The 23,550-nt window shown below is 70.7% G+C and carries 22 protein-coding genes; 10 read left to right on the forward strand and 12 right to left on the reverse strand.

What is annotated here, in order from left to right:
* The 3 genes from MUB56_RS12860 to MUB56_RS12870 all read right to left on the reverse strand — a co-directional run bounded on the left by MUB56_RS12860 (position 1) and on the right by MUB56_RS12870 (position 3,646).
* The gene (locus tag MUB56_RS12860; RefSeq protein WP_244932282.1) at positions 1 to 1,086 is read right to left on the reverse strand and encodes an LOG family protein; all 1,086 of its coding nucleotides are present in this window, start codon (positions 1,084 to 1,086) and stop codon (positions 1 to 3) included.
* A gap of 9 nt (positions 1,087 to 1,095) precedes the next feature.
* Complete coding sequence (locus MUB56_RS12865; protein WP_244932283.1) at positions 1,096 to 2,040, reverse strand: RIO1 family regulatory kinase/ATPase; 945 nt, start codon at positions 2,038 to 2,040, stop codon at positions 1,096 to 1,098.
* Positions 2,041 to 2,263: 223 nt separating this feature from the next.
* Positions 2,264 to 3,646 carry a rhodanese-like domain-containing protein gene (locus MUB56_RS12870; protein ID WP_244932284.1) on the reverse strand — a complete coding sequence of 461 codons (1,383 nt, stop codon included), beginning with the start codon at positions 3,644 to 3,646 and terminating at the stop codon, positions 2,264 to 2,266.
* A gap of 83 nt (positions 3,647 to 3,729) precedes the next feature.
* Here MUB56_RS12870 and MUB56_RS12875 point away from each other — a divergent pair, with 83 nt between their 5' ends.
* Entirely contained in the window at positions 3,730 to 5,154 is a 1,425-nt protein-coding gene (locus MUB56_RS12875) for a M1 family metallopeptidase (RefSeq protein WP_244932285.1), read from the forward strand.
* A gap of 269 nt (positions 5,155 to 5,423) precedes the next feature.
* On the opposite strand, the gene MUB56_RS12885 is transcribed toward MUB56_RS12875, so the two are convergent.
* The 3 genes from MUB56_RS12885 to MUB56_RS12895 form a co-directional block, all read right to left on the reverse strand.
* A complete protein-coding gene (locus MUB56_RS12885; protein ID WP_348536726.1) occupies positions 5,424 to 6,824 on the reverse strand; it encodes an FAD-binding oxidoreductase in 1,401 nt (466 codons plus the stop codon).
* Positions 6,809 to 7,282 carry an Lrp/AsnC family transcriptional regulator gene (locus MUB56_RS12890; RefSeq protein ID WP_244932287.1) on the reverse strand — a complete coding sequence of 158 codons (474 nt, stop codon included), beginning with the start codon at positions 7,280 to 7,282 and terminating at the stop codon, positions 6,809 to 6,811. The genes MUB56_RS12885 and MUB56_RS12890 overlap by 16 nt, the downstream gene beginning before the upstream one ends.
* A gap of 101 nt (positions 7,283 to 7,383) precedes the next feature.
* On the reverse strand, positions 7,384 to 7,890 hold the full coding sequence (locus tag MUB56_RS12895; RefSeq protein ID WP_244932288.1) for a hypothetical protein: 507 nt from the start codon (positions 7,888 to 7,890) through the stop codon (positions 7,384 to 7,386).
* A 172-nt stretch (positions 7,891 to 8,062) separates the two neighbouring features.
* Here MUB56_RS12895 and MUB56_RS12900 point away from each other — a divergent pair, with 172 nt between their 5' ends.
* From MUB56_RS12900 to MUB56_RS12915, 4 genes are read left to right on the forward strand one after another with little or no spacing between them, the layout of a single operon-like run.
* Positions 8,063 to 9,262 (forward strand): spermidine/putrescine ABC transporter substrate-binding protein, encoded by a 1,200-nt coding sequence (locus MUB56_RS12900; protein ID WP_244932289.1) that lies wholly within the window; start codon positions 8,063 to 8,065, stop codon positions 9,260 to 9,262.
* The gene (locus MUB56_RS12905; protein ID WP_244932290.1) at positions 9,246 to 10,412 is read left to right on the forward strand and encodes an ABC transporter ATP-binding protein; all 1,167 of its coding nucleotides are present in this window, start codon (positions 9,246 to 9,248) and stop codon (positions 10,410 to 10,412) included. The genes MUB56_RS12900 and MUB56_RS12905 overlap by 17 nt, the downstream gene beginning before the upstream one ends.
* Positions 10,412 to 11,317: an ABC transporter permease gene (locus MUB56_RS12910; RefSeq protein ID WP_244932291.1), complete on the forward strand. Its 906-nt coding sequence runs from the start codon at positions 10,412 to 10,414 to the stop codon at positions 11,315 to 11,317. The genes MUB56_RS12905 and MUB56_RS12910 overlap by 1 nt, the downstream gene beginning before the upstream one ends.
* Positions 11,318 to 11,322: 5 nt before the next feature.
* A complete protein-coding gene (locus MUB56_RS12915; RefSeq protein WP_244932398.1) occupies positions 11,323 to 12,111 on the forward strand; it encodes an ABC transporter permease in 789 nt (262 codons plus the stop codon).
* Between the two features lie 72 nt (positions 12,112 to 12,183).
* Here the strand turns inward: MUB56_RS12915 and MUB56_RS12920 are convergent, their stop codons facing one another.
* Positions 12,184 to 13,125: a type IV toxin-antitoxin system AbiEi family antitoxin domain-containing protein gene (locus MUB56_RS12920; RefSeq protein WP_244932292.1), complete on the reverse strand. Its 942-nt coding sequence runs from the start codon at positions 13,123 to 13,125 to the stop codon at positions 12,184 to 12,186.
* 172 nt (positions 13,126 to 13,297) lie between these two features.
* A complete protein-coding gene (locus MUB56_RS12925; RefSeq protein ID WP_244932293.1) occupies positions 13,298 to 14,686 on the reverse strand; it encodes an aspartate aminotransferase family protein in 1,389 nt (462 codons plus the stop codon).
* Positions 14,687 to 15,020: 334 nt separating this feature from the next.
* Between MUB56_RS12925 and MUB56_RS12930 the strand changes: the two genes are divergently transcribed.
* Both MUB56_RS12930 and MUB56_RS12935 read left to right on the forward strand, forming a co-directional pair.
* Entirely contained in the window at positions 15,021 to 16,454 is a 1,434-nt protein-coding gene (locus MUB56_RS12930) for a gamma-aminobutyraldehyde dehydrogenase (protein ID WP_244932294.1), read from the forward strand.
* Between the two features lie 82 nt (positions 16,455 to 16,536).
* On the forward strand, positions 16,537 to 17,751 hold the full coding sequence (locus MUB56_RS12935) for a saccharopine dehydrogenase C-terminal domain-containing protein (protein ID WP_244932295.1): 1,215 nt from the start codon (positions 16,537 to 16,539) through the stop codon (positions 17,749 to 17,751).
* Between the two features lie 3 nt (positions 17,752 to 17,754).
* Here MUB56_RS12935 and MUB56_RS12940 read toward each other — a convergent pair whose 3' ends face one another.
* A complete protein-coding gene (locus tag MUB56_RS12940) occupies positions 17,755 to 17,958 on the reverse strand; it encodes a sigma factor-like helix-turn-helix DNA-binding protein (RefSeq protein WP_244932296.1) in 204 nt (67 codons plus the stop codon).
* Between the two features lie 80 nt (positions 17,959 to 18,038).
* Here MUB56_RS12940 and recQ point away from each other — a divergent pair, with 80 nt between their 5' ends.
* Positions 18,039 to 19,856, forward strand: coding sequence for a DNA helicase RecQ (gene recQ, locus MUB56_RS12945; protein WP_244932297.1), 1,818 nt, complete (start codon positions 18,039 to 18,041; stop codon positions 19,854 to 19,856).
* Here the strand turns inward: recQ and MUB56_RS12950 are convergent.
* Both MUB56_RS12950 and MUB56_RS12955 read right to left on the reverse strand, forming a co-directional pair.
* Entirely contained in the window at positions 19,846 to 20,271 is a 426-nt protein-coding gene (locus MUB56_RS12950) for a hypothetical protein (RefSeq protein ID WP_244932298.1), read from the reverse strand. The two genes, recQ and MUB56_RS12950, sit on opposite strands and share 11 nt — an antisense overlap.
* Positions 20,272 to 20,318: 47 nt before the next feature.
* Complete coding sequence (locus MUB56_RS12955) at positions 20,319 to 20,759, reverse strand: VOC family protein (protein WP_244932299.1); 441 nt, start codon at positions 20,757 to 20,759, stop codon at positions 20,319 to 20,321.
* A gap of 227 nt (positions 20,760 to 20,986) precedes the next feature.
* Between MUB56_RS12955 and MUB56_RS12960 the strand changes: the two genes are divergently transcribed.
* Both MUB56_RS12960 and MUB56_RS12965 read left to right on the forward strand, forming a co-directional pair.
* A complete protein-coding gene (locus MUB56_RS12960) occupies positions 20,987 to 21,361 on the forward strand; it encodes a YciI family protein (protein ID WP_244932300.1) in 375 nt (124 codons plus the stop codon).
* Between the two features lie 40 nt (positions 21,362 to 21,401).
* On the forward strand, positions 21,402 to 22,694 hold the full coding sequence (locus MUB56_RS12965; RefSeq protein ID WP_244932301.1) for a sigma-70 family RNA polymerase sigma factor: 1,293 nt from the start codon (positions 21,402 to 21,404) through the stop codon (positions 22,692 to 22,694).
* A gap of 69 nt (positions 22,695 to 22,763) precedes the next feature.
* Here MUB56_RS12965 and MUB56_RS12970 read toward each other — a convergent pair whose 3' ends face one another.
* Positions 22,764 to 23,546: an SDR family oxidoreductase gene (locus MUB56_RS12970; RefSeq protein WP_244932302.1), complete on the reverse strand. Its 783-nt coding sequence runs from the start codon at positions 23,544 to 23,546 to the stop codon at positions 22,764 to 22,766.
* Positions 23,547 to 23,550 lie beyond the last annotated feature (4 nt).

The following is a 23,550-nucleotide window of genomic DNA, read 5'->3' on the forward strand; positions in this document are numbered from 1 at the left end:
TCAGCCGCCGCCGACCAGCGCCGCCGCCTCCTCGACGGTGTCGACCAGGTGCACGTGCGACTCCATGGCTCGCCCGCGGGCGAGCGCCTGGAGCAGCGGCCAGACGGGCAGGGTGCGGGTCCAGTGCTCCTCGCCGACCAGCACCATCGGCGCCGTGGAGGACTCGTCGGCGTAGTAGTTCTCGCAGGCGTCCTGGAAGACCTCCTGCACGGTGCCGGCCGCGCCGGGCAGGAAGACGATGCCGCGGTCGCAGATCTCCAGCAGGATCGCCTCGCGCACGGAGTTGCGGAAGTACTTCGCCACCGCGGTCGCGAACAGGTTCGGCGGCTCGTGGCCGTAGTGCCAGGTCGGGATCCCGAGCGTCTCGCGCGGGTCCGCGACCCGGTCGGTGACGGTGCGGGCGGCCGCGGCCCACGCCGTCACGGAGGGGCGGTACGACGGCACCTGCGCCAGCTCGGCCAGCGCCGCCTCGAGCTCGCGCGCGGGCCGGCCCGCCAGCCGAGCCCCCAGGTTGGCCGCCTCCATCGCGCCCGGCCCGCCGCCGGTCGCCACGACGTGGCGCGCGCCGAGCAGGTGCCCCAGCCGCGCTGCCTCGGCGTACCCCCGCTCACCGCGGAGCGCGGCGTGCCCACCCATCACCCCGACCAGCTGACGGCCCTGGACCCAGGCCTGCAGGGCCTGATCGACGGCGTGGTCGTGCAGGGTCTTGGCCAGCTCGTGCTCGGTGGCGCCGGTCCGCTGCGCCCAGGCGTAGGCGCGGGCGTCGAGGGAGCCGTCGTACAGCTCGGTGTCGTAGAGATCGCCGGGGGAGTAGAGGGCGGCGCGGTGCACGTCGACGGGTACGTCGGGGATCGCGGGCAGCACCAACGCCCCGGCCGCCGACAGGTCGTCGGCGACGCCCGGCGCGAAGGTGCAGCCCAGGAACGACGCGCCCGCCACCCGGCAGCGGCGCAGCTCGGCGGTGTGGCCGGTCAGGTCGACCGCTCGCACCCGCCAGCCGGACAGCCGCCGCGCGCCCGCGGCCAGCCTCCGGTCCAGGTCACCGAGGGACTCGACGTGGACGATCCGACCGCGGGTGCGCTTCACGCCTGAAGGTTAGAAGGCGTGGGCCAGCAGTTCCCCGAACAGGTCGTGCTCGTCGACGTCCAACCCCCGGGCGCGGAACCACGAGCAGACGTTCGTGCAGTCGCGCATCAGGAAGTCCATCCCGTTCAGGTTGCCGACCAGGTCGACGATCTGGGGAAGGTCGATGATCACGAGCCGGTCGCCCGCGGCGAGGATGTTGTACGGCGACAGGTCGCCGTGCACGATCCCGTGCTGGACCATCGTGGTGAGCGCGTCGCGGAGCTGGTCGAGGTAGGCCTGCAGCAGCGCCGGCTCCGGCCGGGTCTGCGCCAGCCGCGGGGCCGTCTCGACGCCGTCCTCGGTCTCGACGGTGATCCACTCCATCAGGATCTCGGTGCCGTCGATCTGCACGGGGTACGGCACCGGCAGCCCGAGCTCGGTGAACCGCTTCAGCGCGTCCCACTCCGAGACCGCCCACTCGCCGGCCGCGACCAGCTTGCCGAAGGTGCTCTTGCGCTTGACCGCCCGCTCGTCGCGGGAGCGCTTCATGCTCCGGCCCTCGGTGTACGACGCGGCCCGGTGGAAGGTGCGGTGCTCGCTGCTGCGGTAGCGCTTGGCCGCCATCACGACCGCTCGCTCGGGCTCCAGCGGGTCCGCCCGCTCCAGGAGGAAGACGTCGGCCTCCTTGCCGGTCTTCAGGATGCCGAGCTCGGTGTCGATCGCGCCCCGGGACGTGACGACCCAGTCGGGGCGCGGCTCGGGTCCGCGGGAGAGCGGCTCGACGTCGTACCAGGTGGTCCAGCGCTGGCCGTCGGCGACGTCGTCGTACGTCTGGAAGGCGAAGACGAAGCTCTCGTCGATCCCGTCGAGGGGGTCGGGGCCCGGGGGATCCTGGGGGTCCGGCTCGGGGAGGCGGACCAGGTGCTCAGAGGAGTACGGCTCCTCGCCGGTCGGTGCATAGCTGTCGTGCGTCATCGGTGGTGGTGCTCCATCGGAAGAGGGGGTGGTCTGCGGACAGGCCAACGACAGTCATGGACATGTCACGCTCCTCTCGACGGGCACCGGGGACTCCGACGCGATCCCGCCCAGGATCGGGGCTGGCTCCTCCCCGGGGCAACCGGTTTTTTCGCCGAGTCAGCACCAGTAGTGCTGACTCGGCCCACCATTCGTGCTGACTCGGCGAGGTGGGCGGTGGGGGTCAGGCGGCGAGGTGGTCGGTGGTCGTGGGGATGCCCAGCTCCGCGACCTGCTCCCAGGCGTCGTCGACCTGGACCACGGCGCGGCCGAGTCGGTGCAGCAGGCTGGCGGCGATCCCCGCGCGGTAGCCCGAGCGGCAGTGCACCCACAGCTCGCCGGCGGGCAGGGACGCGGCCACCACCTCGACGTCGTGGACCGGCACGTGGACGGCGCCGGGCAGGTGGCCGTCCTCCCACTCGTCGCGCTGCCGGACGTCGACGACCACGCGCTGGTCGGCGGTTGGGGAGCGGAAGTCGGCCCAGGTGGCCCGGCGGTACGTCGCCGCGAGCGGCGTCTCGCGCGGCAGCACGTGGGTGCCGACGCCGTCGATGCCGATCCGGGCCAGGTCCCGCAGGGCCGGCTGCAGCAGGCGGGGGGAGTCGGTCAGCAGCACGATGTCGTCCTGCCACGGGACCAGCCAGCCGACGTACGTCGCGAACTGCGCGGAGTACTCGACGCTGACCGAGCCGGCGAGGTGGCCGTCGGCGAACTCGTCGTGCCCGCGCACGTCGACGACCCACGACCCGCGCAGGATGGCGTCGGCGACCTCCTCGGCGGTGGCCGGTCGGGCTGGTCGGGGCTCGGCGCGGCCGGCTCCGGCGCGGTTGAGCGGATCCAGGTGCGGGAAGTACGCCGGGACCGGCCCGTAGCCCGCGACCAGGTCGCGGGCGTAGCGGTCGCGGTCGGTGCTGTACGCCGGGTTGCGGCTCGTCTCGTCGCCGATGGTCACGGTGTCTCCGTCCTGGGTGTCGTCGTTGCCGGTCGCGCTCGCACAGAAGCTGCCGAAGCCGTGGGTGGGATGCAGTGCGGTGCGAGGGTCGAGGTCACCGAGGAGGCGGGCGCTGCCCCACTGCGCACGGGCCAGGTCGAGGGCCAGGCGCGGGTGGACCAGGTCGGTGCGTCCCACGCTGCCGTGCAGCAGGCCGCCGCCGCTGAACAGGGCGCCGGGGCGCTCACCACCGCAGACCAGGAAGGACTGGTGGTGCCGGGTGTGGCCCGGGGTCGCCAGGACCCGGACCTCCAGGCCGCCGACCGGCACCAGGTCGCCGTGGCGTACGCCGACCCGCTCGAACTCGACCCGTTCGTCGGCCGAGAGCAGGTAGTCGGCGCCGTGGCGGCGAGCCAGGGCGAGCGCGCCCGAGACGTAGTCGTGGTGGACGTGGGTGTCGGCGACCGCGGCGATCTCGACACCGGCGAGCTCGGCCGCCCGCTCGACGAGCGCGAGGTCGCGGGGCGGGTCGACGACCAGGGCGCGGCTGCCGTCGTGGGCCAGGTAGCAGCGGTTCCCGAGCTCGGGAACCGTCAGGGTGACCACCCGCACGACCACGCCCACCGTGACCTCCACCTAAAGTGTATTAACTCACTAGAGTTATAGCACTGGTGGTCCCGGAAAGCGAGCCGCCTGCTCGGGTGGTCTACCTTGCAGCGGTGCACCCCCTCCGTCCCCTCGGCCTGCTCGTCGCGCTGGTCTGCACCGTCGGCCTCCTCGCGCCCGTGCCGGCCCCGGCGGTCGGCTCCGTGCTGGACCCGACGCCGGGTGCCCCGGGCATCGGCGACTCGTACTTCCCGCTCGACGGCAACGGCGGGATCGACGTGCTCCACTACGACGTGCGCGTGGCCTACGACCTGGCCTCGGGCCGACTGCAGGGCAGCACCCGGGTGACCCTGCGGGCCACACGCGACCTCTCCGGCTTCAACCTCGACCTGCTGCTGCCCGTGCAGTCGGTGCAGGTCGACGACGTGCCGGCGGCGTTCCGCAAGCCCGACCAGCACGAGCTCCAGATCACCCCCGCGGCGCCGCTGCGCCAGGGGGAGACCGTCGCGGTCACGGTCGCGTACGACGGACTGCCCGCGCCCATCACCTACGCCGGTGAGCAGAACTGGCTCGCCGACGACCACGAGGTCGTGGCGATGAACCAGCCGCACATGGCCCCGTGGTGGTTCCCCGCCAACGACCACCCGCGCGACCGGGCCCGCTTCGACGTGCACGTCACCGTGCCCACCGACCTGGACGTGGTCGGCAACGGCACGCTGGTCGGCCGCACGGTCGACGGGGCGCTCGCGACCACGCACTGGCGCAGCGAGGAGCCGATGGCCACCTACCTCGCGTTCTTCGCCGCGGGCCGGTTCCGCACCGCGTCCGGCGTCCGCAAGGGCCTCCCGTGGTACGTCGCGGTCTCCGAGCGGCTCCCGCCGGCCCAGCAGTACCGCGCGATGCAGCTGATGCGGCGTACCCCTGCGATCACCTCGTGGCTCGAGCGCCGGCTGGGCCGCTACCCGTTCTCCAGCACGGGCGGGCTGACCACGTCGATGCCCGTCGGGTTCGCGCTCGAGAACCAGACGCGGCCGACGTACCCCGTCATGGACCACAACGCCACGCGCACGGTCGTCCACGAGATCGCGCACCAGTGGTTCGGCGACTCGGTGACCGTCCGCGGCTGGCGCGACATCTGGCTCAACGAGGGGCCGGCGACGTACTTCGAGGTGCTGTGGACCGCGAGGCACGGCGGTCCGAGCGGGCGGGAGTGGCTCGCGCAGGCCTATCGCGACCTCGCACCCAACGAGTACTTCTGGCGGATCCGCGTGGACGACCCCGGGCCCGGACACCTCTTCGACGTGCCGGTCTACCAGCGCGGCGCCATGGCCCTGCAGGCGCTGCGCTCCCGGATCGGCCGGCGCGACTTCGACCGGCTGCTGCGCACCTGGGTGCGCAGCCATCGCGGGCGGACGGGCACCACCCGCCAGTTCGTCGCGCTCGCGGAGCGCGTCAGCGGCGAGGACCTCGGCCGGTTCTTCCAGGCCTGGCTGCGCGCCCCGCGCCCGCCGGCTCCCACCGCCGCCAACGGGCTCTGAGCGACCTCGATCCAGCGATCCGGTAGCCCAGCCCGCGCAGTGCGTCCTCGGTGCCGGGGGTCTCGGGCCGGCGCGCGTCGGCTCCGGATCGGCTGATCACCGCGAGATCGCCGTACACGACGACGGTGTCCTCGACGAACACCGCGTCCGGGCAGTCGTCGGCCGGGGCGACCTCGATCGTCTCCCAGCCCTCGGCGCGCAGCGCCGCGACGTACCCCTCCCACTGGCGCAGCGCCAGGTCGGGGTCGGTCGCGCTGCGAATGATGTGCTCAGTGCAGCAGGGGGGAGACAGCCCGGGCGACCAGGCTGGGACGGCGGGTCAGCGACTCCTCGGCGTCGGCGAAGGTCATCGCCCGCAGGCCGGCGTTGATGCCGAGCCAGCGCAGCGGCTCGCGCTCCCACAGCGGCGAGCGGTGGCCGACCCAGGGCAGCCGGACCAGCTCGGTGTCGTGGCCGAGCACCAGGTCGCGCAGCGTCCGGCCGGCCAGGTTGGTCGTCGACAGACCGTCGCCGACGTACCCGCCCGCCCAGGCGAGCCCGGTCGAGCGGTCCAGCCCGACCGAGGCGGTCCAGTCGCGCGGGATGCCGAGCGCGCCGCCCCACGCGTGGGTGACCCGGGTGCCGGTGAGCACCGGGAACAGGTCGACGAGGCTGGCGTAGAGGCCCGCGAAGACGTGCTCGTCGCGGTCGTGCTCGGGCTTGATCCGCGAGCCGAGGTGGTACGGCGCGCCGCGGCCGCCGAAGACCAGCCGGTCGTCGGCGGTCCGCTGCCCGTAGACGACGAGGTGCCGGTGGTCGCTGAACGTCTCGCGCCGGGAAAGCCCGATCTCGTCCCAGGTGGCGGCCGGCAGTGGCTCGGTCGCGATGATCAGCGAGTAGACCGGGGCGACCGCCCGGCGGTGCCCGTCGAGCTGCGCGGTGTAGCCCTCGGTGGCGCGTACGACGGTGCCGGCGCGGACCGTGCCGTGCTCGGTGACCGCCCGACCCGGCTCGATCCGGGTCACCCGGGTCTGCTCGTGGAGGCGCACCCCGCGCCGCTCGACGGCCTCCGCGAGGCCGCGCACCAGCCGTGCGGGGTGCAGCACGGCACAGTCGGGGGTGTACGTCGCGCCGCGGGTGCGGCTGCCCCGGAGCACGGTCTTGGCCTTGGTCGCTCCCAGCAGCCGCAGGTCGTCCTCGCCTCGACCCCAGGAGCGGGCGTGCTCGACCTCCGCCGCGGCTCGGATCAGCTGGGCGCGGCTGCGGGCGAGCACCACCGTGCCGCCCTTCGCGGCGTGTGCGTCGATGCCCTCCGCCGCGGCGGCCCGGACGACCTCGTCGACCGTCGCGCGCATCGCGGCGTGCTGGGCGAGCGCGGCCTGCCGACCGGCCTGGCCGCCGCCGGCCATCGACGACAGGCTGTCGAGCGAGGCCGGGAACAGGGCGGAGCACCAGCCGCCGTTGCGCCCGGAGGCGCCGAAGCCGGCGACCTCGGACTCGAGCACGGCGATCCGCAGCGACGGGTCCGCCTCGGCGAGGTAGTACGCCGTCCACAGGCCGGTCAGGCCGCCGCCCACGACGGCGACGTCGACGTCGGTGTCGCCGGGCAGGGCCGGGCGCGGGGTCCAGTCGCTGCCGGCCGTCTCGTGCCAGAGCGAGAGTCCGGCGTACCCGCTCAGCGCACACCCCAGGAGTAGGTCTGCTTGTGCAGGCGCAGGTACATGAAGGTCTCGGTGGCCAGCACGCCCTCGATCTCCCGGATGTCGCCCGAGATGATCCGCAGGAGGTGCTCGTCGCTCTCCGCGACCACCTCGACCAGCAGGTCGAAGCTGCCGGCGGTGATCACCACGTAGTCGACCTCGGACAGCGCTCCGATCGCGTCGGCGACGGGCTCGAGCGGGCCGGTCACCCGGATCCCGACCATCGCCTGGCGTGCGAAGCCGAGCTCGAGCGGGTCGGTCACCGCGACGACCTGCATCACCCCGCCGTCGATGAGCCGCTGCACGCGCTGACGCACCGCGGCCTCGGACAGTCCGACGACCTTGCCGATCGCGGCGTACGAGCGCCGGCCGTCCTGCTGGAGCTGCTCGATGATGGCCTTCGAGACGTCGTCGAGCGGCGCCGGGCCGCGCTCCTGCTTCGGACTCATGGGGTCATGCTGTCAGGCCAGGACGGCCGCGCCAAGCAGTGGCCGGCGGCGCGTCCGACGAAGGATTCCGTCGTGAACGGGCGGCGGCGCCACGGGATCGGTCACCGCGCCGGGCGCTCCCGCGAAGCCGTGGCGAGCGCCTGGAGCAACCAGCCGTCCGGTCCGGAGACGTCGGCGGCGACGCTCTCGACGTACGGCCTCTCGACCGACCTGACGGTCCACACCACTCCGCCGAAGATCCCGCCCACGACCACCAGGCCGACCGCCTCCAGGTTGACGAGCATCAGCAGCAGTCCCAGGCCGACGAACAGCACGGCGACCCCGGTGAACGGGATCATGAGGAACCGGTTGAGGCGGCCCGGTCGCACCTCACCGGTGATCCGGAGGCCCGTTCCGAGAACCTCGGACACCCGCAGGTCGGCGACGCCGCGCGCCCCGCCGTGCGGTGAGCCGAAACCTCTCGACACCCGGAGCCGCACGGGGTCCCGGTCCTCGTCGAGGTGGGCGGAGAGGCCCGGCGGGGCGTCCGCGACGGCCTGGCGGAGATCGGCCAGGGTCGCGCCGTCCACGCCCAGGCTGATGGGTGTGCCGGGGCGGAATACGGACATGGCCCAGTCCTAGCAGGTCGGACCGGTCGGACGCGGGGCCTCGCCGTGCACGATCCGGCATCGACAAGGGATTTCGTTGCGATCACGTTTCCAATCGACCGGATCGCTTGTCGGCACCCCCTCGAAGTGGCACGATCCGAGCAATCGAGAGTGATTGCTCGAAGGGGGCCACATGACGTCAGGAATGCCCGGACCCGGTCGCGGACCTGGCTTCGCGTCCCGCCGTACGGTGCTCCGCGGCGTGGGGACCGTCGCCTTCCTCGGGGCCAGCGCCGCCGCGCTGAAGCTGCCGATCTTCGGGACCGACGGGTTCGAGCAGGACCCGGCGACCTGCCGGGCCACCGACCTGTCCAGCAGCCAGAAGCGGCTGGTCATCTCGAACTGGCCGGGCTACATCGACTCCGACGAGGACCCCTCGACGCTGTCGATCTTCCAGGATCGCACCGGCATCACGGTCGACTACTCCGACGACGTCAACGACAACGCCGAGTTCTACGCCAAGGTCCGCAACCAGCTGGGCACCTGCACCCCGATCGACCGCGACATGGTGATGCTGACCGACTGGATGGCCGCGCGGTTCATCTCGCTCGGCTGGACCCAGCCCTACGACAAGGCCAACGTCCCCAACCTGCACGCCAACCTCCTCGACGCGCTCCGCGACCGGCAATGGGACCCCGACCTGGAGTTCCACGCGCCGTGGCAGACCGGCCTGACCGGCATCGCCTACAACGCGGCAAAGACCGGTGAGGTGCGCAGCTTCGAGGAGCTGTTGACCCGCGCCGACCTGAGGGGACGGGTCACGCTGCTCTCGGAGATGCGCGACACCATGGCCTTCATGTTGAAGGTCACCGGGGCCGACCCCCGTGACTTCGACGACGACCAGTGGGGCACCGCCATCGAGCGGCTGAGGAAGGTCGTCGCCAGCGATCAGATCCGGGCCTTCACCGGCAACGAGTACACCCAGGACCTCGCCGCCGGGAACATCCTGGCCTGCGAGGCGTGGTCCGGCGACGTGATCCAGCTGCAGGCCGACAACCCGGACATCAAGTTCGTGACGCCGGAGGAGGGGCTGGCGCTGTGGAGCGACAACATGATCATCCCCAACCACGCGATCCATCAGGCCAACGCCGAGAAGTGGATCGACTACTACTACGAGCCGGCGGTCGCGGCGCAGCTGGCGGCGTACGTCAACTACATCTGCCCGGTCAAGGGCGCGCAGGAGGAGATGGAGAAGCTCGACCCCGACCTCGCCGCGAACCCGCTGATCTTCCCCGACGACGACATGCTGGCGAACACCTTCGACTTCATGCCGCTCGACGCCCGCCAGAGCAACGAGTACGAAGGAGACTGGGCCAATGTCACAGGTGGCTGACGTACAGACCGAGCAGCCGGGCGACGCGTCGTACGACGGGCTCCGGATCCGCGGGGTGACCAAGACCTACCCGAACGGCTTCACCGCCGTCGACAATCTCGACCTCGACGTGCCGCGGGGGTCGTTCATCGCCCTGCTGGGCCCGTCGGGCTGCGGCAAGACGACGACGCTGCGGATGGTGGCCGGGCTGGAGACGCCGACGGCGGGGGCGATCACCCTGGCCGGCGACGACATCACCTATGCCAAGCCGTACAAGCGTCCGGTCAACACGGTCTTCCAGAACTATGCGCTCTTCCCGCACCTCGACATCTTCGAGAACGTCGCGTTCGGGCTGAAGCGGCGCAAGGTGAAGGACGTCGACCAACAGGTCCGCGACATGCTCGACCTGGTCGAGCTCGGCACCCAGGCCCGCAAGAAGCCCACCCAGCTCTCCGGCGGCCAGCAGCAGCGGGTCGCGCTGGCGCGGGCGCTGATCAACCGGCCCGAGGTGTTGCTGCTCGATGAGCCGCTGGGCGCGCTCGACCTCAAGCTGCGCCGGGCGATGCAGATCGAGATCAAGCGGATCCAGGTCGAGGTCGGGCTGACCTTCGTGCACGTCACCCACGACCAGGAGGAGGCCATGACCATGGCCGACACGGTCGCGGTGATGAACGCCGGCGTGATCGAGCAGCTGGGCGCCCCGGAGGAGCTCTACGAGAACCCGCGCTCGACGTTCGTGGCCAACTTCCTCGGGCAGTCCAACCTGATCGAGGGCACGGTCGTCTCGCGGGGCTCGGAGGTCATCTCGGTCGACATGCACGGGATCGGGGTCTCCGTCCCGACCGGTCGCAGCCACACCGACGGCGAGAAGGGCTGGATCGGCATCCGGCCCGAGAAGGTGCTGATCGGCGAGGTGGGGGAGGCCTTGGACGCGCCGGGCAACACGATCCCCGGCGGCGTGGTCGCCGACGTCAGCTTCAACGGGGTCTCGACCCAGTACCTCGTCCGGATGCCGTGGGGCCAGGAGCTCGCGGTCTTCGCCCAGAACACCGGGCGCACCCGCATCTTCCGGGTCGGGGACCGGGTGGAGCTGTCCTGGCGTCCGGAGTACGCCTTCCTTCTCGACTTCTCGCAGGACGCCTCGGCCGGTTCCCAGAAGGGTGACGACTAATGACGAGCACGGCCGGCGTCGCGCCGGTCGCGGTCACCGACGTACGCACCGAGGACGGGCGTCGGCGCGGCAAGACCGGCTACCTGCTCCTGCTGCCGGCGCTGCTGACGCTGCTCGTGTTCTTCGTGCTGCCCTTCTACTCGCTCATCGCGACCAGTCTGTACGACCCCGAGGGCTCGGACGTCGCGGGCTACGAGATGACGTTCCACTTCCAGAACTACTGGTCGGCGCTGAGCGACTTCTCCGGCCCCCTGGTCCGCTCGCTCGTGTACGGCGCGGTCGCCACCGTGATCTGCCTGGTGCTCGGCTACGTGCTGGCCTACGCGATGGCGTTCAAGGCCGGACGCTGGAAGTACCTGCTGCTCGTGCTGGTCATCGCCCCGTTCTTCACCAGCTTCCTGGTCCGCACGCTGTCGTGGAAGCTGATCCTGGCCGACGACGGGTTCGTGGTGAACACCCTGCAGTTCCTCCAGGTCCTCGGCGACGACGGCCGGCTGCTGGCGACACCGGTCGCGGTGATCGCCGGTCTGGTCTACAACTTCCTGCCGTTCATGATCCTGCCGCTCTTCGCGAGCCTGGACCGGATCGACCCACGCCTGGTCGAGGCCTCCAGCGATCTCTACGCCCATCCGTTCGTCGGGTTCTTCAAGGTGACCTGGCCGCTGTCGCTCCCGGGCGTCGTGTCGGGGACGCTGCTGACCTTCATCCCGGCCGTCGGCGACTACATCAACGCCCAGCTGCTCGGCAGCACCGGGCAGCGGATGATCGGCAGCGTCATCCAGAGCCAGTTCGTCGAGGCCAACAACTACCCGGCGGCCGCGTCCCTCTCCACGATGCTGATGCTGCTGATCCTGGCGATGGTCCTGGTCTACGTGCGCCGCGCCGGGACGGAGGAGCTGCTGTGAGGTGGATGCGCGAGCACCTGGTGCTCATCCTGGGTCTGCTGGTCCTGGTCTACATGTTCGTGCCGATCTTCGTGGTCGTCCTGATGAGCTTCAACGATCCGGCCAGCCGCAACGTCTACCGCTTCGACGGGTTCACGCTCGACAACTGGACCGACTTCTGCGGGCCGCAGGGGATGTGCAGCGCCCTGTGGCTCAGCATCCGGATCGCCCTGCTCGCGACCGGCGTCGCCACCGTGCTCGGCACCCTGGCCGCCTTCGCCCTGGTCCGCTACCACTTCGCCGGCCGTTCCGCGAGCAACCTGCTCATCTTCCTGCCCATGGCCGCCCCCGAGATCGTGCTCGGCTCCTCGCTCCTGGCGCTCTTCGTCGCCACCGGCTTCGCGGGCCAGCTGGGGTTCTGGACGATCTTCATCGCCCACGTCATGTTCTGCCTGTCCTTCGTCGTCGTCACCGTGCGGGCCCGGCTCGCCGGCATGGACGACACCCTCGAGCAGGCGGCGATGGACCTCTACGCGACCCCCGCGCAGACCTTCTGGCGGGTGACCTTCCCCCTGGTGCTGCCCGGCATCGTCGGCGCCGCCCTGCTCAGCTTCTCGCTGTCCTTCGACGACTTCATCATCACCAACCTCAACGCGGGCACCGAGACCACCTTCCCGATGTACGTCTGGGGCGTCGCCCAGCGTGGCGTGCCCATGCAGGTCAACGTGGTCGGCACCGTCATGTTCCTGCTCTCCGTCGCGGTCGTCGTCACCGGCGAGCTCAACTCCCGCCGCCGCCGCTCTGCCCTCACCTGACCCGTTCGCCGACCCGGCGTGAATGTGGTGCCGAGTCGGCGTGAATGTGGTGCCGAGTCGGCGTGAGTCCTGTCAGAGGTACCGAACGCCGCGGTGGCCCGCCAACGCCTCCCGCAGGATCAACTCGGCGTTCTGAGCGTGGCCGAAGGTGTTGGTCTCGGTCAGCACCTCGATCCGCCAACCCCGCCGGTCGCGGACCCACTGACGGCGTCCTCGGTCGTGTTCGCGCTGCTCGTCGGTCGAGTGCCAGGCGCGGCCGTCGTACTCCGCGGCGAAGCGCTCCTCGGGCAGTCCGAGGTCCAGGAAGTACGACGACCCGTCGTCGCGCACGATCTCGACCTGAGTGTGGGGGCGGGGGAGGCCGGCGTCCCACCACCGGTTGAGCATGGCGGCCTCGCCGAACGACTCGAGGCCGGGGTCGACGCGCGGCACGAGCTCACGCTGCAGGACGACTCCGCGCTGACCCTTGAATCGGTCGGTCTCGATGCACAGCTCGTCATGGGTGAAGTCGCCGAGGCTCAGCATGCAGGCCATGCCCCACAGTCGCATGTCGGCGGTACGTTGCAGACGACCGAGGTCGACGGCGGTCCGGAGCTGGGTGGTCACCACGAGACCCTGGATCTCGACCAGGTCCCGAGGCCCGACCATTCGCTCGCCGCTGGAAGTGATGGCGTTACGCAGCCGCCCTCCTTCGCTTGGCCGGAAGCACGAGACGGAGGGGACTGTCGCATGGTCGCCGGGAGCGAGTGCCTTCTCGCCGGCATGGATCCAGGCCGCGGTCAGGTCGCAGATGAAGCCGTCGCTCGGAAGGACGAGCCCGAGGGCGCGGCAGCGCAGCTCGAGGGAGTCGGGCGCGGCGGCCCCGACGTACACCTTGTGGATCGGACGTCGGAGTCGGTGCTCCTTCACCAGCCGGTGCAGGACCCAGTCGGGTACGCCGGCCTCCTGCGCCTGCCGTCGTGTGAACGGCTCATCAGGTCGGAACGGGAAGTCTTCGGGCAGTGGAATCGGCATGGCCGGTTGTCTGCCCAGTACGGCGTCGGCCCGACACCAGCCAGGTCCTCACCTGTGGAGAAACGCCGAACCGGCGCAAGTTTGCGCCGACCCGGCGCAAGTTTGCGCCGGCTCGGCACCAAACTTGCGCCGGCTCGGCGTCAAACTTGCGCCGGGTCGGCGCGCGGGGAGGTCAGAGGAGGGAGGAGGCCTTGTCGAGGACGGTGCGCAGGATCTGCTCCATCTCGTCGAAGTGCTCGGGGCCGCAGATGAGCGGGGGAGCGAGCTGGACGACCGGGTCGCCGCGGTCGTCGGCGCGGCAGTAGAGACCCTCGGCGTAGAGCTGCTTGGAGACGAAGCCGTAGAGCAGGCGCTCGCACTCCTCGTCGGTGAAGGACTCCTTGGTCGTCTTGTCCTTGACGAGCTCGATCCCGTAGAAGTACCCGTCGCCGCGCACGTCGCCGACGATCGGGAGGTCCTTGAGGCGCTCGAGGGTGGCGCGGAAGGTGGCCTCGTTGTCGCGGACGTTCTCGAGCACCTTCTCGTCCTCGAAGGCCTGCAGGTTCGCCAGCGCGACCGCGGTGGAGACCGGGTGGCCGCCGAAGGTGTAGCCGTGGGCGAACATCGCGCCGTCGGCGAGGAACGGCTCCATCAGCCTCTCGGAGGCGATCATCGCGCCGAGCGGGGCGTAGCCGGAGGTGATGCCCTTGGCGCAGGTGATCATGTCGGGCTGGTAGTCGTAGCGCTCGGCGCCGAACATGTGGCCGAGCCGGCCGAAGGCGCAGATGACCTCGTCGCTGACCAGCAGTACGTCGTACTGGTCGCAGATCTCGCGGACCCGCTGGAAGTAGCCGGGCGGGGGCGGGAAGCAGCCGCCGGCGTTCTGGACGGGCTCGAGGAACACGGCGGCGACGGTGTCGGGGCCCTCGTTCTCGATCGCGATGGCGATCTGGTCGGCGGCCCAGCGGCCGAAGGCCTCCGGGTCGCTGTCGTCGAGCAGCCCGCCGGTGGCCTCGAACGCGCGGTAGATGTTGGTGTTCGGGACCCGGAAGGTCGAGGGCACCAGCGGCTCGAACTGCTGCTTGAGCAGCGGCAGGCCGGTGATCGACAGGGCGCCCTGGGTGGTGCCGTGGTAGGCGATCGCCCGGCTGATCACCTTGTGCTTCATCGGCTTGCCGGTGAGCTTGAAGTAGTTCTTCGCCAGCTTCCACGCGGTCTCGACGGCCTCGCCGCCGCCGCTGGTGAAGAAGACGCGGTTCAGGTCGCCGGGGGCGTACGACGCGATCTTCTCGGCCAGCTCGATCGCGCTCGGGTGGGCGTAGGACCACAGCGGCATGAAGGCCAGCTCGCCGGCCTGCTTCGCGGCGGCCTCGGCGAGGTCGGTCCGGCCGTGCCCGAGCTGGGAGACGAACAGGCCGGCCAGCCCGTCGAGGTAGCGCTTGCCGTGGGCGTCGAAGAGGTAGGCACCCTCACCACGGACCATGATCGGCACGTCCGCGTCCCGGTAGGAGTCGTGCCGGGTGAAGTGCATCCAGAGGTGGTCCTTGGCTGCCTGCTGAAGGTGCTCGTAGTCCGCGCGCATGTGCCCATGGTGCGCGGAAACAAGGCTCATCGCAAGCGGATCCGTCGGCGTCAGGGGTGATTTGATGCGGATTTCGTTGTGACATGCGGGTTGCGACGATCTGCCAGGCATCGACCATGGCGTCCGCGCGCACCACCTCGTTCCGCGACGGAGCCTCTTCGACGGTCGTCGGGACACCGGGCGCGGGTCGGTCGGTCGAGGAGATCGGCGCCGCCCCGGGTTGTGTCGACCTGGGTGGACGGAAGGCCCGTCTTCGAGGCCTGACTCGACTAATTCCGTGTTACGAAGCGGCTCGACCCTACCGATTCCGTCGACCCGTCACTAGGCTCCCGACATGGCCGACCAGACCTTCCAGAACGTCGTCAACGGTGAGCTCGTCGACTCCCTCTCGGGTGAGACGTACGAGGTGATCGACCCCACCACGGGGGAGACGTACGCGCGCGCGCCACTCTCGGGAGACGAGGACGTCGACCGGGCGTACGCCGCCGCGGACGCCGCCTTCGAGGGCTGGGCCTACGCGACGCCCCAGGACCGCTCGAACGCGCTGCTGAAGATAGCCGCCGCCATCGAGGAGCGGGTCGAGGAGATCAATGCCGTCGAGTGCAAGGACACCGGCAAGCCGCTGGGCCTGACCATGGACGAGGAGATGCCGTACGCCTCCGACCACTTCAAGTTCTTCGCGGGCGCGGCGCGGCTGCTCGAGGGCAAGGCGGCGGGTGAGTACATGGCCGACCACACGTCGTGGGTCCGCCGCGAGCCGATCGGCGTCGTCGGGCAGGTGACGCCGTGGAACTACCCGCTGATGATGATGATCTGGAAGATCGCCCCCGCGCTCGCGGCCGGCAACACGATCGTCCTCAAGCCCAGCGACACCACCCCGGCCAGCTCGACGCTGCTCGCCGAGCTCTGCCAGGAGTTCCTGCCGCCCGGCGTCCTCAACGTCGTCTGCGGCGACCGCGACACCGGCCGCGCGCTGGTCGCCCACCCGACCCCGCAGATGGTCGCGATCACCGGCTCCATCCGGGCCGGCATGCAGGTCGCGGAGGCCGCCAGCGGCGACCTCAAGCGCGTCCACCTCGAGCTCGGGGGCAAGGCCCCGGTCGTGGTCTTCGACGACGCCGACGTCGTGAAGGCGGCCGAGGGCATCGCGGGCGCGGGCCTCTTCAACGCCGGTCAGGACTGCACCGCGGCGACCCGACTGCTCGTCCAGGCCGGCATCCACGACGAGTTCGTCGCGGCGCTGGCCGAGGCCGCGAAGGGGATGCCGACCGGCATGCCGGACGACGAGGCGACCTACTACGGCCCGCTCAACAACGCCCACCAGCTCGGGCACGTCAGCGGCATGGTCGACCGGCTCCCCGACCACGCGAGCATCGAGACCGGCGGGCAGCGCAAGGGCAGCAGCGGCTACTTCTACGAGCCGACCGTGCTCTCCGGCCTGCGCCAGGACGACGAGCAGATCCAGACGGAGATCTTCGGCCCGGTGATGACCGTGCAGAAGTTCACCGACGAGGCCGAGGCGCTGAGCTGGGCGAACGGCGTCGAGTACGGCCTCTCGTCCAGCGTCTGGACCAAGGACCACGCCCGCGCCCTGCGCATGTCGCGCAAGCTCGACTTCGGCGTGGTGTGGATCAACACCCACATCCCCTTCGTCTCCGAGATGCCGCACGGCGGTTTCAAGCACTCGGGCTACGGCAAGGACCTGTCGATGTACGGGCTCGAGGACTACACGCGCATCAAGCACGTCATGAGCTACATCGGTGAGTGACGGTGGTTGAGGAGGTCGCGCCGCGACCGTCTCGAAACCCGGTGGGTCGAGAAGCGTCCCCTCTCGCGCGAAAGGGACTGACATGAGGATCCTCCTGATCGGCGCGGGCGGCGTGGGGGCGGCGTTCGCCGCCATCGCCGCCCGGCGCGACTTCTTCGAGACCGTCGTGGTGGCCGACTACGACGCCGCCAAGGCGGAGCGGGCGGCCGCCACCGACGAGCGGTACGTCGCGGCCCGCATCGACGCCAGCGACGCCGACAGCGTGAGCGCGCTGTGCCACGAGCACGGCATCACGCACGTGATGAACGCGGTCGACCCGGTCTTCAACATGCCGATCTTCGGCGGCGCCTTCGCGGCGGGCGCGGACTACCTCGACATGGCGATGTCGCTGTCGCGGCCGCACCCGGAGGCGCCGTACGAGAAGACCGGCGTGAAGCTGGGTGACGAGCAGTTCGCGCTCGCGACGGAGTGGGAGGAGGGCGGCCGGCTCGCGCTGGTCGGGATGGGCGTCGAGCCCGGCCTCTCGGATGTGTTCGCGCGCTACGCCGCCGACCACCTGTTCGGCGAGATCGACGAGCTCGGCACCCGCGACGGCGCCAACCTGGTCGTCACCGACGACGAGGGCAACGAGATCTTCGCGCCGTCGTTCTCGATGTGGACCACCATCGAGGAGTGCCTCAACCCGCCGGTGATCTGGGAGGACCAGGAGTGGCGTACGACCGTGCCCTTCTCCGAGCCCGAGGTCTTCGACTTCCCCGAGGGCATCGGGCCGGTCGAGTGCGTGAACGTCGAGCACGAGGAGGTGCTCCTGATGCCGCGCTGGGTCGACTGCAAGAGGGCGACCTTCAAGTACGGCCTCGGCGACGAGTTCATCAATATCCTGAAGGTGCTGCACACCCTCGGCCTGGACAGCACCGAGAAGGTCCGGGTCAAGGGCGTCGAGGTCAGTCCGCGCGACGTGGTCGCCGCTGTGCTTCCCGACCCGGCGACCGTCGGCCCGCGGATGCGGGGCAAGACCTGCGCGGGTCTGTGGGTCACCGGCAGGGGCAAGGACGGCGCCGACCGGTCGACGTACCTCTATCACGTGGTCGACAACGAGTGGACGATGCGCGAGTACGGCCACCAGTGCGTCGTGTGGCAGACCGCCATCAACCCGGTCATCGCCCTCGAGCTGCTCGCCCGCGGCACCTGGAGCGGGGTCGGCGTGCTCGGCCCGGAGGCGTTCGACGCCGTACCGTTCCTGGAGCTGTTGACCGAGTACGGCAGCCCGTGGGGCCAGCAGGAGCTGACTCCCTAGGGCCTAGCCCACCTTGCGGTACTTGCGGTGCATGGTCTGCCGGGTGACGCCGAGCAGCGTGCCGATCTCGGCCCAGCTCAGGCCGGTGACGCGCGCCCGGCGTACGGCGACCTCCTCGCGCCGGGACAGGTCGCGCTTGGCCTCGGCCACCGCCGCGAGCTCGCCGACGATGCCGTCGTCGTCCTGGGTGCCGGTCGTGATCTCCATGGCGTCAGCATATGCTGACGTCGGTCCACATTCCAGGGTGCTGCTTCGCCCGCGTGGACAGAGGCGTCACCATGGCACCGATGACGACGCACACCCCGACCGAGGTCCTCTCCCGGGTCTTCGGCTACGACACCTTCCGCGGAGACCAGGCTCAGATCATCGACACCGTCGTCGACGGCGGGGACGCACTGGTGCTGATGCCCACCGGTGGGGGCAAGTCGCTGTGCTACCAGATCCCGTCCCTGGTGCGCCCCGGGACCGGGATCGTGATCTCCCCGCTGATCGCCCTGATGCAGGACCAGGTCGACGCGCTGGGCGCACTCGGGGTCCGGGCGGCCTTCCTGAACTCCACCCAGAGCGCCCAGGAACGCAGGGACGTCGAGACGGCGTACGTCGCCGGCGAGCTCGACCTGCTCTACCTGGCCCCGGAACGGCTCTCGGCTCCGTCGACCCTGTCGTTGCTCGACCGCGGCACGATCGCCCTGTTCGCCATCGACGAGGCCCACTGCGTCTCCTCGTGGGGCCACGACTTCCGTCCCGACTACCTGGCCCTCGCAGTCCTCGGGGAACGGTGGCCCGCCGTACCCCGCATCGCCCTCACCGCGACGGCCACCGAGGCGACCCGGGCCGACATCGTCACCCGGCTCGGCCTGGGCCGGGCCAGCACGTTCGTCTCGTCCTTCGACCGGCCCAACATCGAGTACCGCATCGTCAGCAAGGACAACCCCCGCAACCAGCTGCTGGAGCTGCTGCGCACCGAGCACGCCGGCGACTCCGGCATCGTCTACTGCCTGTCGCGGAAGTCCGTGGAGGAGACCGCCCAGTTCCTCACCCGCAACGGCATCCCTGCCTTGGCCTACCACGCCGGCATGGACTCCCGGACGCGCGCCGAGCACCAGTCCCGCTTCCTGCGCGAGCCGGGGCTCGTCATCACCGCCACCATCGCGTTCGGCATGGGGATCGACAAGCCGGACGTCCGGTTCGTCGCCCACCTCGACCTGCCGAAGTCCGTCGAGGGCTACTACCAGGAGACCGGCCGCGCCGGCCGGGACGGCAACCCGGCCACGGCCTGGCTGGCCTACGGCCTTCAGGACGTCGTGCAGCAGCGGAAGATGGCGGCGACCTCCGAGGGCGACGCCGCCCACAAGCGGCGCCTGGGCCAGAACCTGGACGCGATGCTCGCCCTGTGCGAGACCGTCGAGTGCCGGCGCACCCAGCTCCTCGCCTACTTCGGGCAGCCCGGCAGCGAGGCGTGCGGCAACTGCGACACCTGCACCGCGCCGCCCGAGACCTGGGACGGGACGGTGGCCGCGCAGAAGTTCCTGTCCGCGATCGTGCGCCTCGCCCAGCGCCGCCAGCGGTACGGCGCCGGCCACGTCATCGACATCCTCCTGGGCAAGTCGAACGCCCGCATCGAGTCCCTCGACCACACCTCGCTGACCGTCTTCGGCATCGGCACCGATCTCGACGCCAACCAGTGGCGCGGCGTCGTACGCCAGCTCCTCGCGCAGCGGTTGCTGACCGTCGGGGACGACGGCTACGGCACCCTCGAGCTCACCGAGGAGTCGTCCACGGTCCTCCGCGGCGAGCGTGAGGTCCGGCTGCGGCACGAGGTCGCGGCGGCCGCCACCAGGCGCTCCCGGTCCTCTCAGAAGGCGAAGGTCGACGATGTGCCGCTCGACGCCGCAGGCGAGGCGCTCTTCGAGCAGCTTCGCGCCTGGCGCGGCGAGACGGCGCGGGAGGCCGGCCTCCCGGCGTACGTCGTCTTCCACGACGCCACGCTGCGCCAGATCGCCTCGACGCGTCCCACGAGCAGGGACCAGCTCGCCGGCATCTCCGGGCTCGGTGCCGCCAAGCTGGAGAAGTACGGCGACGCGCTCCTGGCCATCACGGCCTAGCTGCGCTCGTCCCTGTTGCCGCCTGACCGAAGAGCGCCTCGGCCGCGCGGGAGTCGGCGTACTCCTCGAAGCGGGCGATCCGGCCCTCGCGGAGGGTGACGACCAGGCAGGTCGGCACCCGGACCGGTTCGCCGGCGGCGTTGGTGCCGACCGTCGTGGCCTGGACGACCCAGCCGCCGTCGAAGACCCGCAGCCGGACGTCCGTGACGCGGAGGTCGGCGCCGGCCCGGACCTGGCGGGTGCGCGACGGCGTCCGCTGGATCTCGGCCTCGTGCTCGCCGATGTTGTGCCAGGTGCTGACGCCCTCGGCGTACACGTCGTCGTCGGCGCGGTGACCGGCGAGGAAGGCCGGCAGCCAGCGCTCGGCGAGCGTCCGGGCCTGCTCGACGGCGGCGGGGGAGGGAGTCTCGATCACCCGCCGTTTCTACACGACCGGGCTGCGCTCGCCGGCCGACGCGCGCGTCAGCCCATCTGCTCGAAGAGGGACACGATGATCCCCTCGGGTCCGCGTACGTAGGCCATCCGCACGCTGTTCTCGTACTCGCCGATGCCGCCGACGAGCCCGTACCCGTCCGCAGCCACCGCATCGACGGCCGCCTCGAGGTCGCCGACCTCGAAGGACACGTTGCGCAGGCCGAGCTCGTTGGCCATCGCTGTGGGCGATCCGGGCACGTGGTCGGGCGTGACGAAGCTGGAAAGCTCCAACCGGGATCCTCCGTCCGGCGGGCGCAGCATCGTGATCTCACAGTGCGCGCCCGGGATGCCGCAGACGGTCTCCACGAACTCACCCTCCACGGATCCGGTGCCCTCGACCTCGAGACCCAGCCCGACGAAGAACGCCGTCGCCGATTCGAGGTCCGCGACGGTGATGCCGATGTGGTCGAAACGTCGTACGTGTGCCATGGGATCCATCCTCTGCCAGTCGTCGTGCCGATTCGATGCTGGGACGGAGCCGGGGCCGGGATCTCGACATGTTCTTGCCGCCCGGCTGCGGTCAAGCCTGATTTCAGTAGCCGTCCGCGGTCCGCGCACGGTGAGGGAAGATTCTTGAGGTTCGATGTCGAAGAACCCGGCAGCCGTTCGACGTGTGTGCGAGAAGCATCTCCCAGCAACCAGTAGGAGTGATCAAGATGCCGCGTTTCATGGGATTCGTGAGGATGGAGGAGGGCATCGGTACGCCGCCGAAGGCCCTGTTCGACGCGATGGACGCCTACATCGGCGAGCAGGTCGCCAAGGGTGTGTTCCTCGACGGCGGGGGTCTGTACGGCACCGAGGACGCCGTGAACTTCGTGGTCCGCCAGGGCGAGGTCAGCCGGGTCGACGGACCGTACGCCGAGGCCAAGGAAGTCGTCGGCGGCTGGGCCATCCTGCAGTACGACACCCTCGAGCAAGCCGTGGCCGAGCAGCAGGAGTTCGCCGAGCTGCACGCGAAGTACTGGCCCGAGGCCACCGTGGTCTCGACCCTGCGCCAGATCTCGACGGGCCCGGAGGCGCCGGGCGACTGAACGGGACTTCTTGGCGAAGGGGACTCACTACGCTGGCGTCGTGCCGGCAGAGACCAGTTCGGATGACCCGAGCGAGGCCATCGTCGCCGCGTGGCGGGCCGAGTCGGCCCGCCTCGTCGGTGCTCTCACCCGCATGACCCGTGACGTGGAGCTCGCCGAGGACCTTGCGCAGGACGCGCTCGTCGCTGCGCTCGAGCAGTGGCCCGCGGCCGGGATACCGGACAACCCGGGCGCGTGGCTGATGACCACCGCGAAGCGGCGCGGCATCGACCACTTCCGGCGCGCCGACCTCCTTCGCCGCAAGGTCGCGGAGCTCGGGCATGCCGGCGGGGGAGAGGAGGAGGGGATGCCCGATCTCGACGCCCAGGTCGACCACATCGAGGACGACGTCCTGCGACTCGTCTTCCTGACCTGTCACCCCACCCTGAGTGCCGAGTCCCGGGCGGCGCTGACGCTCCGACTGGTCGGAGGGCTCACCACCAGCGAGATCGCGCGCGGGTTCCTGACCGCCGATTCCGCCATGGGCCAGCGGATCTCGCGGGCCAAGAAGACCCTGGCCGAGGCGCATGCCGAGTTCGAGCTGCCCACGGGGGCGGAGCGGGTCAGGCGCCTCGACGACGTCATGGCCGTGATCTACCTGATCTTCAACGAGGGCTACACCGCCACCTCCGGCAAGGACTGGATGCGCCCCGACCTGTCGAACGAGGCGATGCGGCTCGCGCGCATGCTGGCCGTACTCGCTCCCGACGAGCCCGAGGTGCTCGGCCTGCAGGCGCTGCTGGAGTTCCAGGGTTCACGGATGGCCGCCCGGCTGGATGAGTCCGGCGCGCCGGTCCTGCTGGAGGCGCAGGATCGGAAGCGCTGGGATCAGTTGCTGATCCGGCGCGGGATGGCCGCGCTGCAGCGGGCCGAGCTGCTCGCCGCGCGTGGGAAGCCGGTCGGGAAGTACTTCCTGCAGGCCTCGATCGCCGTGCAGCATGCCCGCGCGGAGCGTGCCGAGGACACGAGCTGGCGCCGGATCGCGGCCCTGTACGACGTCCTGGCCGACGCCGCGCCGGGACCGGTCGTCGAGGTGAACCGGGCCGTCGCGCACGGACGGGCGTTCGGCCCGGACGCGGGGTTGGCCGTGCTCGGGGAGCTGGGCGCAGGCGTGCTCGGCGACTCGCCACTCATACCGAGCGTGCGCGGAGACCTGCTCGAGCGGGCGGGGCTGCACGGGCCGGCGAGCGAGGCGTTCACCGAGGCGGCCGCGCGCACCAGGAACGAGAGCGAGCGTGCACTCCTGCACCGTCGGGCGCAGCTGAACCTGGCGCGGGTGCCGAAGCCGAGCTGAGCCGCCCCGGGGCGTCCTGGACCTCGAACAGCCACCGGGTCAGGGGTACTCCGACGCGTCCGGCAGGGGTCAGAGTGTGGCGATGAGCCCTCCGTCGATTCGGAAGTCGCTGCCGGTGGTGTTCGCCGACCGGTCGCTGGCCAGGAAGAGTGCGAGGTCGGCGACCTCGTTGGGCAACGTGAAGCGCCCGGTGGGTGCTTGGGCCTCCTGGCGGCGTACGACGTCGCCTGGTTCGTGGCCGGTGCCTCCGCCGACGGTCGCGGCGACTCCGTCGGCCCCCAGCCAGAGGTCGGTCCGAACCGGTCCGGGGCTGATCGTGTTCACCCGGATCTTCGGTGCGAGCTCCTTGGACAGGGACTTGCAGAGGTTGGTGAGGGCGCCTTTGGCAGCGCTGTAGTCGATGACGCCGGGGTCGGGGAGGTAGGCGTTGACGGAGCTGATGGTGACGATGTTGGCTCCGGGACGATCGATCATCAGTGGGATGGCAGCGCGCATCGTGCGGACGGCGACGAGGAAGTTGATGGTCAGCGTCCACTCCCAGTAGTCGTCGCTCAGGGCGAGGAACCCGTCGAGGCGCGGGCGTACGGCACCGACGTTGTTGACCAGGATGTCGATCCCGCCCCGCTCCGTCGCGGCGGCGACGAGGTCGCGGGGACCGTCGGTGGTGGTGAGGTCGACGGTGACCGCCCGGACATCTGCGCGGTTCGTGAGGTCGTCGAGCTCGGCGCTTCCTTCGCGGGCCCCGGCGATGACGGACACCCCTTCGTCGGCCAGGGCCCGGGCGATGGCCAGGCCGATGCCCTTGCTGGCTCCGGTGACGACCGCGGTCCGGCCGCTCAGGTGCAGGTCCACCGGT

Source organism: Nocardioides sp. W7, assembly GCF_022919075.1.
GTDB lineage: Bacteria > Actinomycetota > Actinomycetes > Propionibacteriales > Nocardioidaceae > Nocardioides.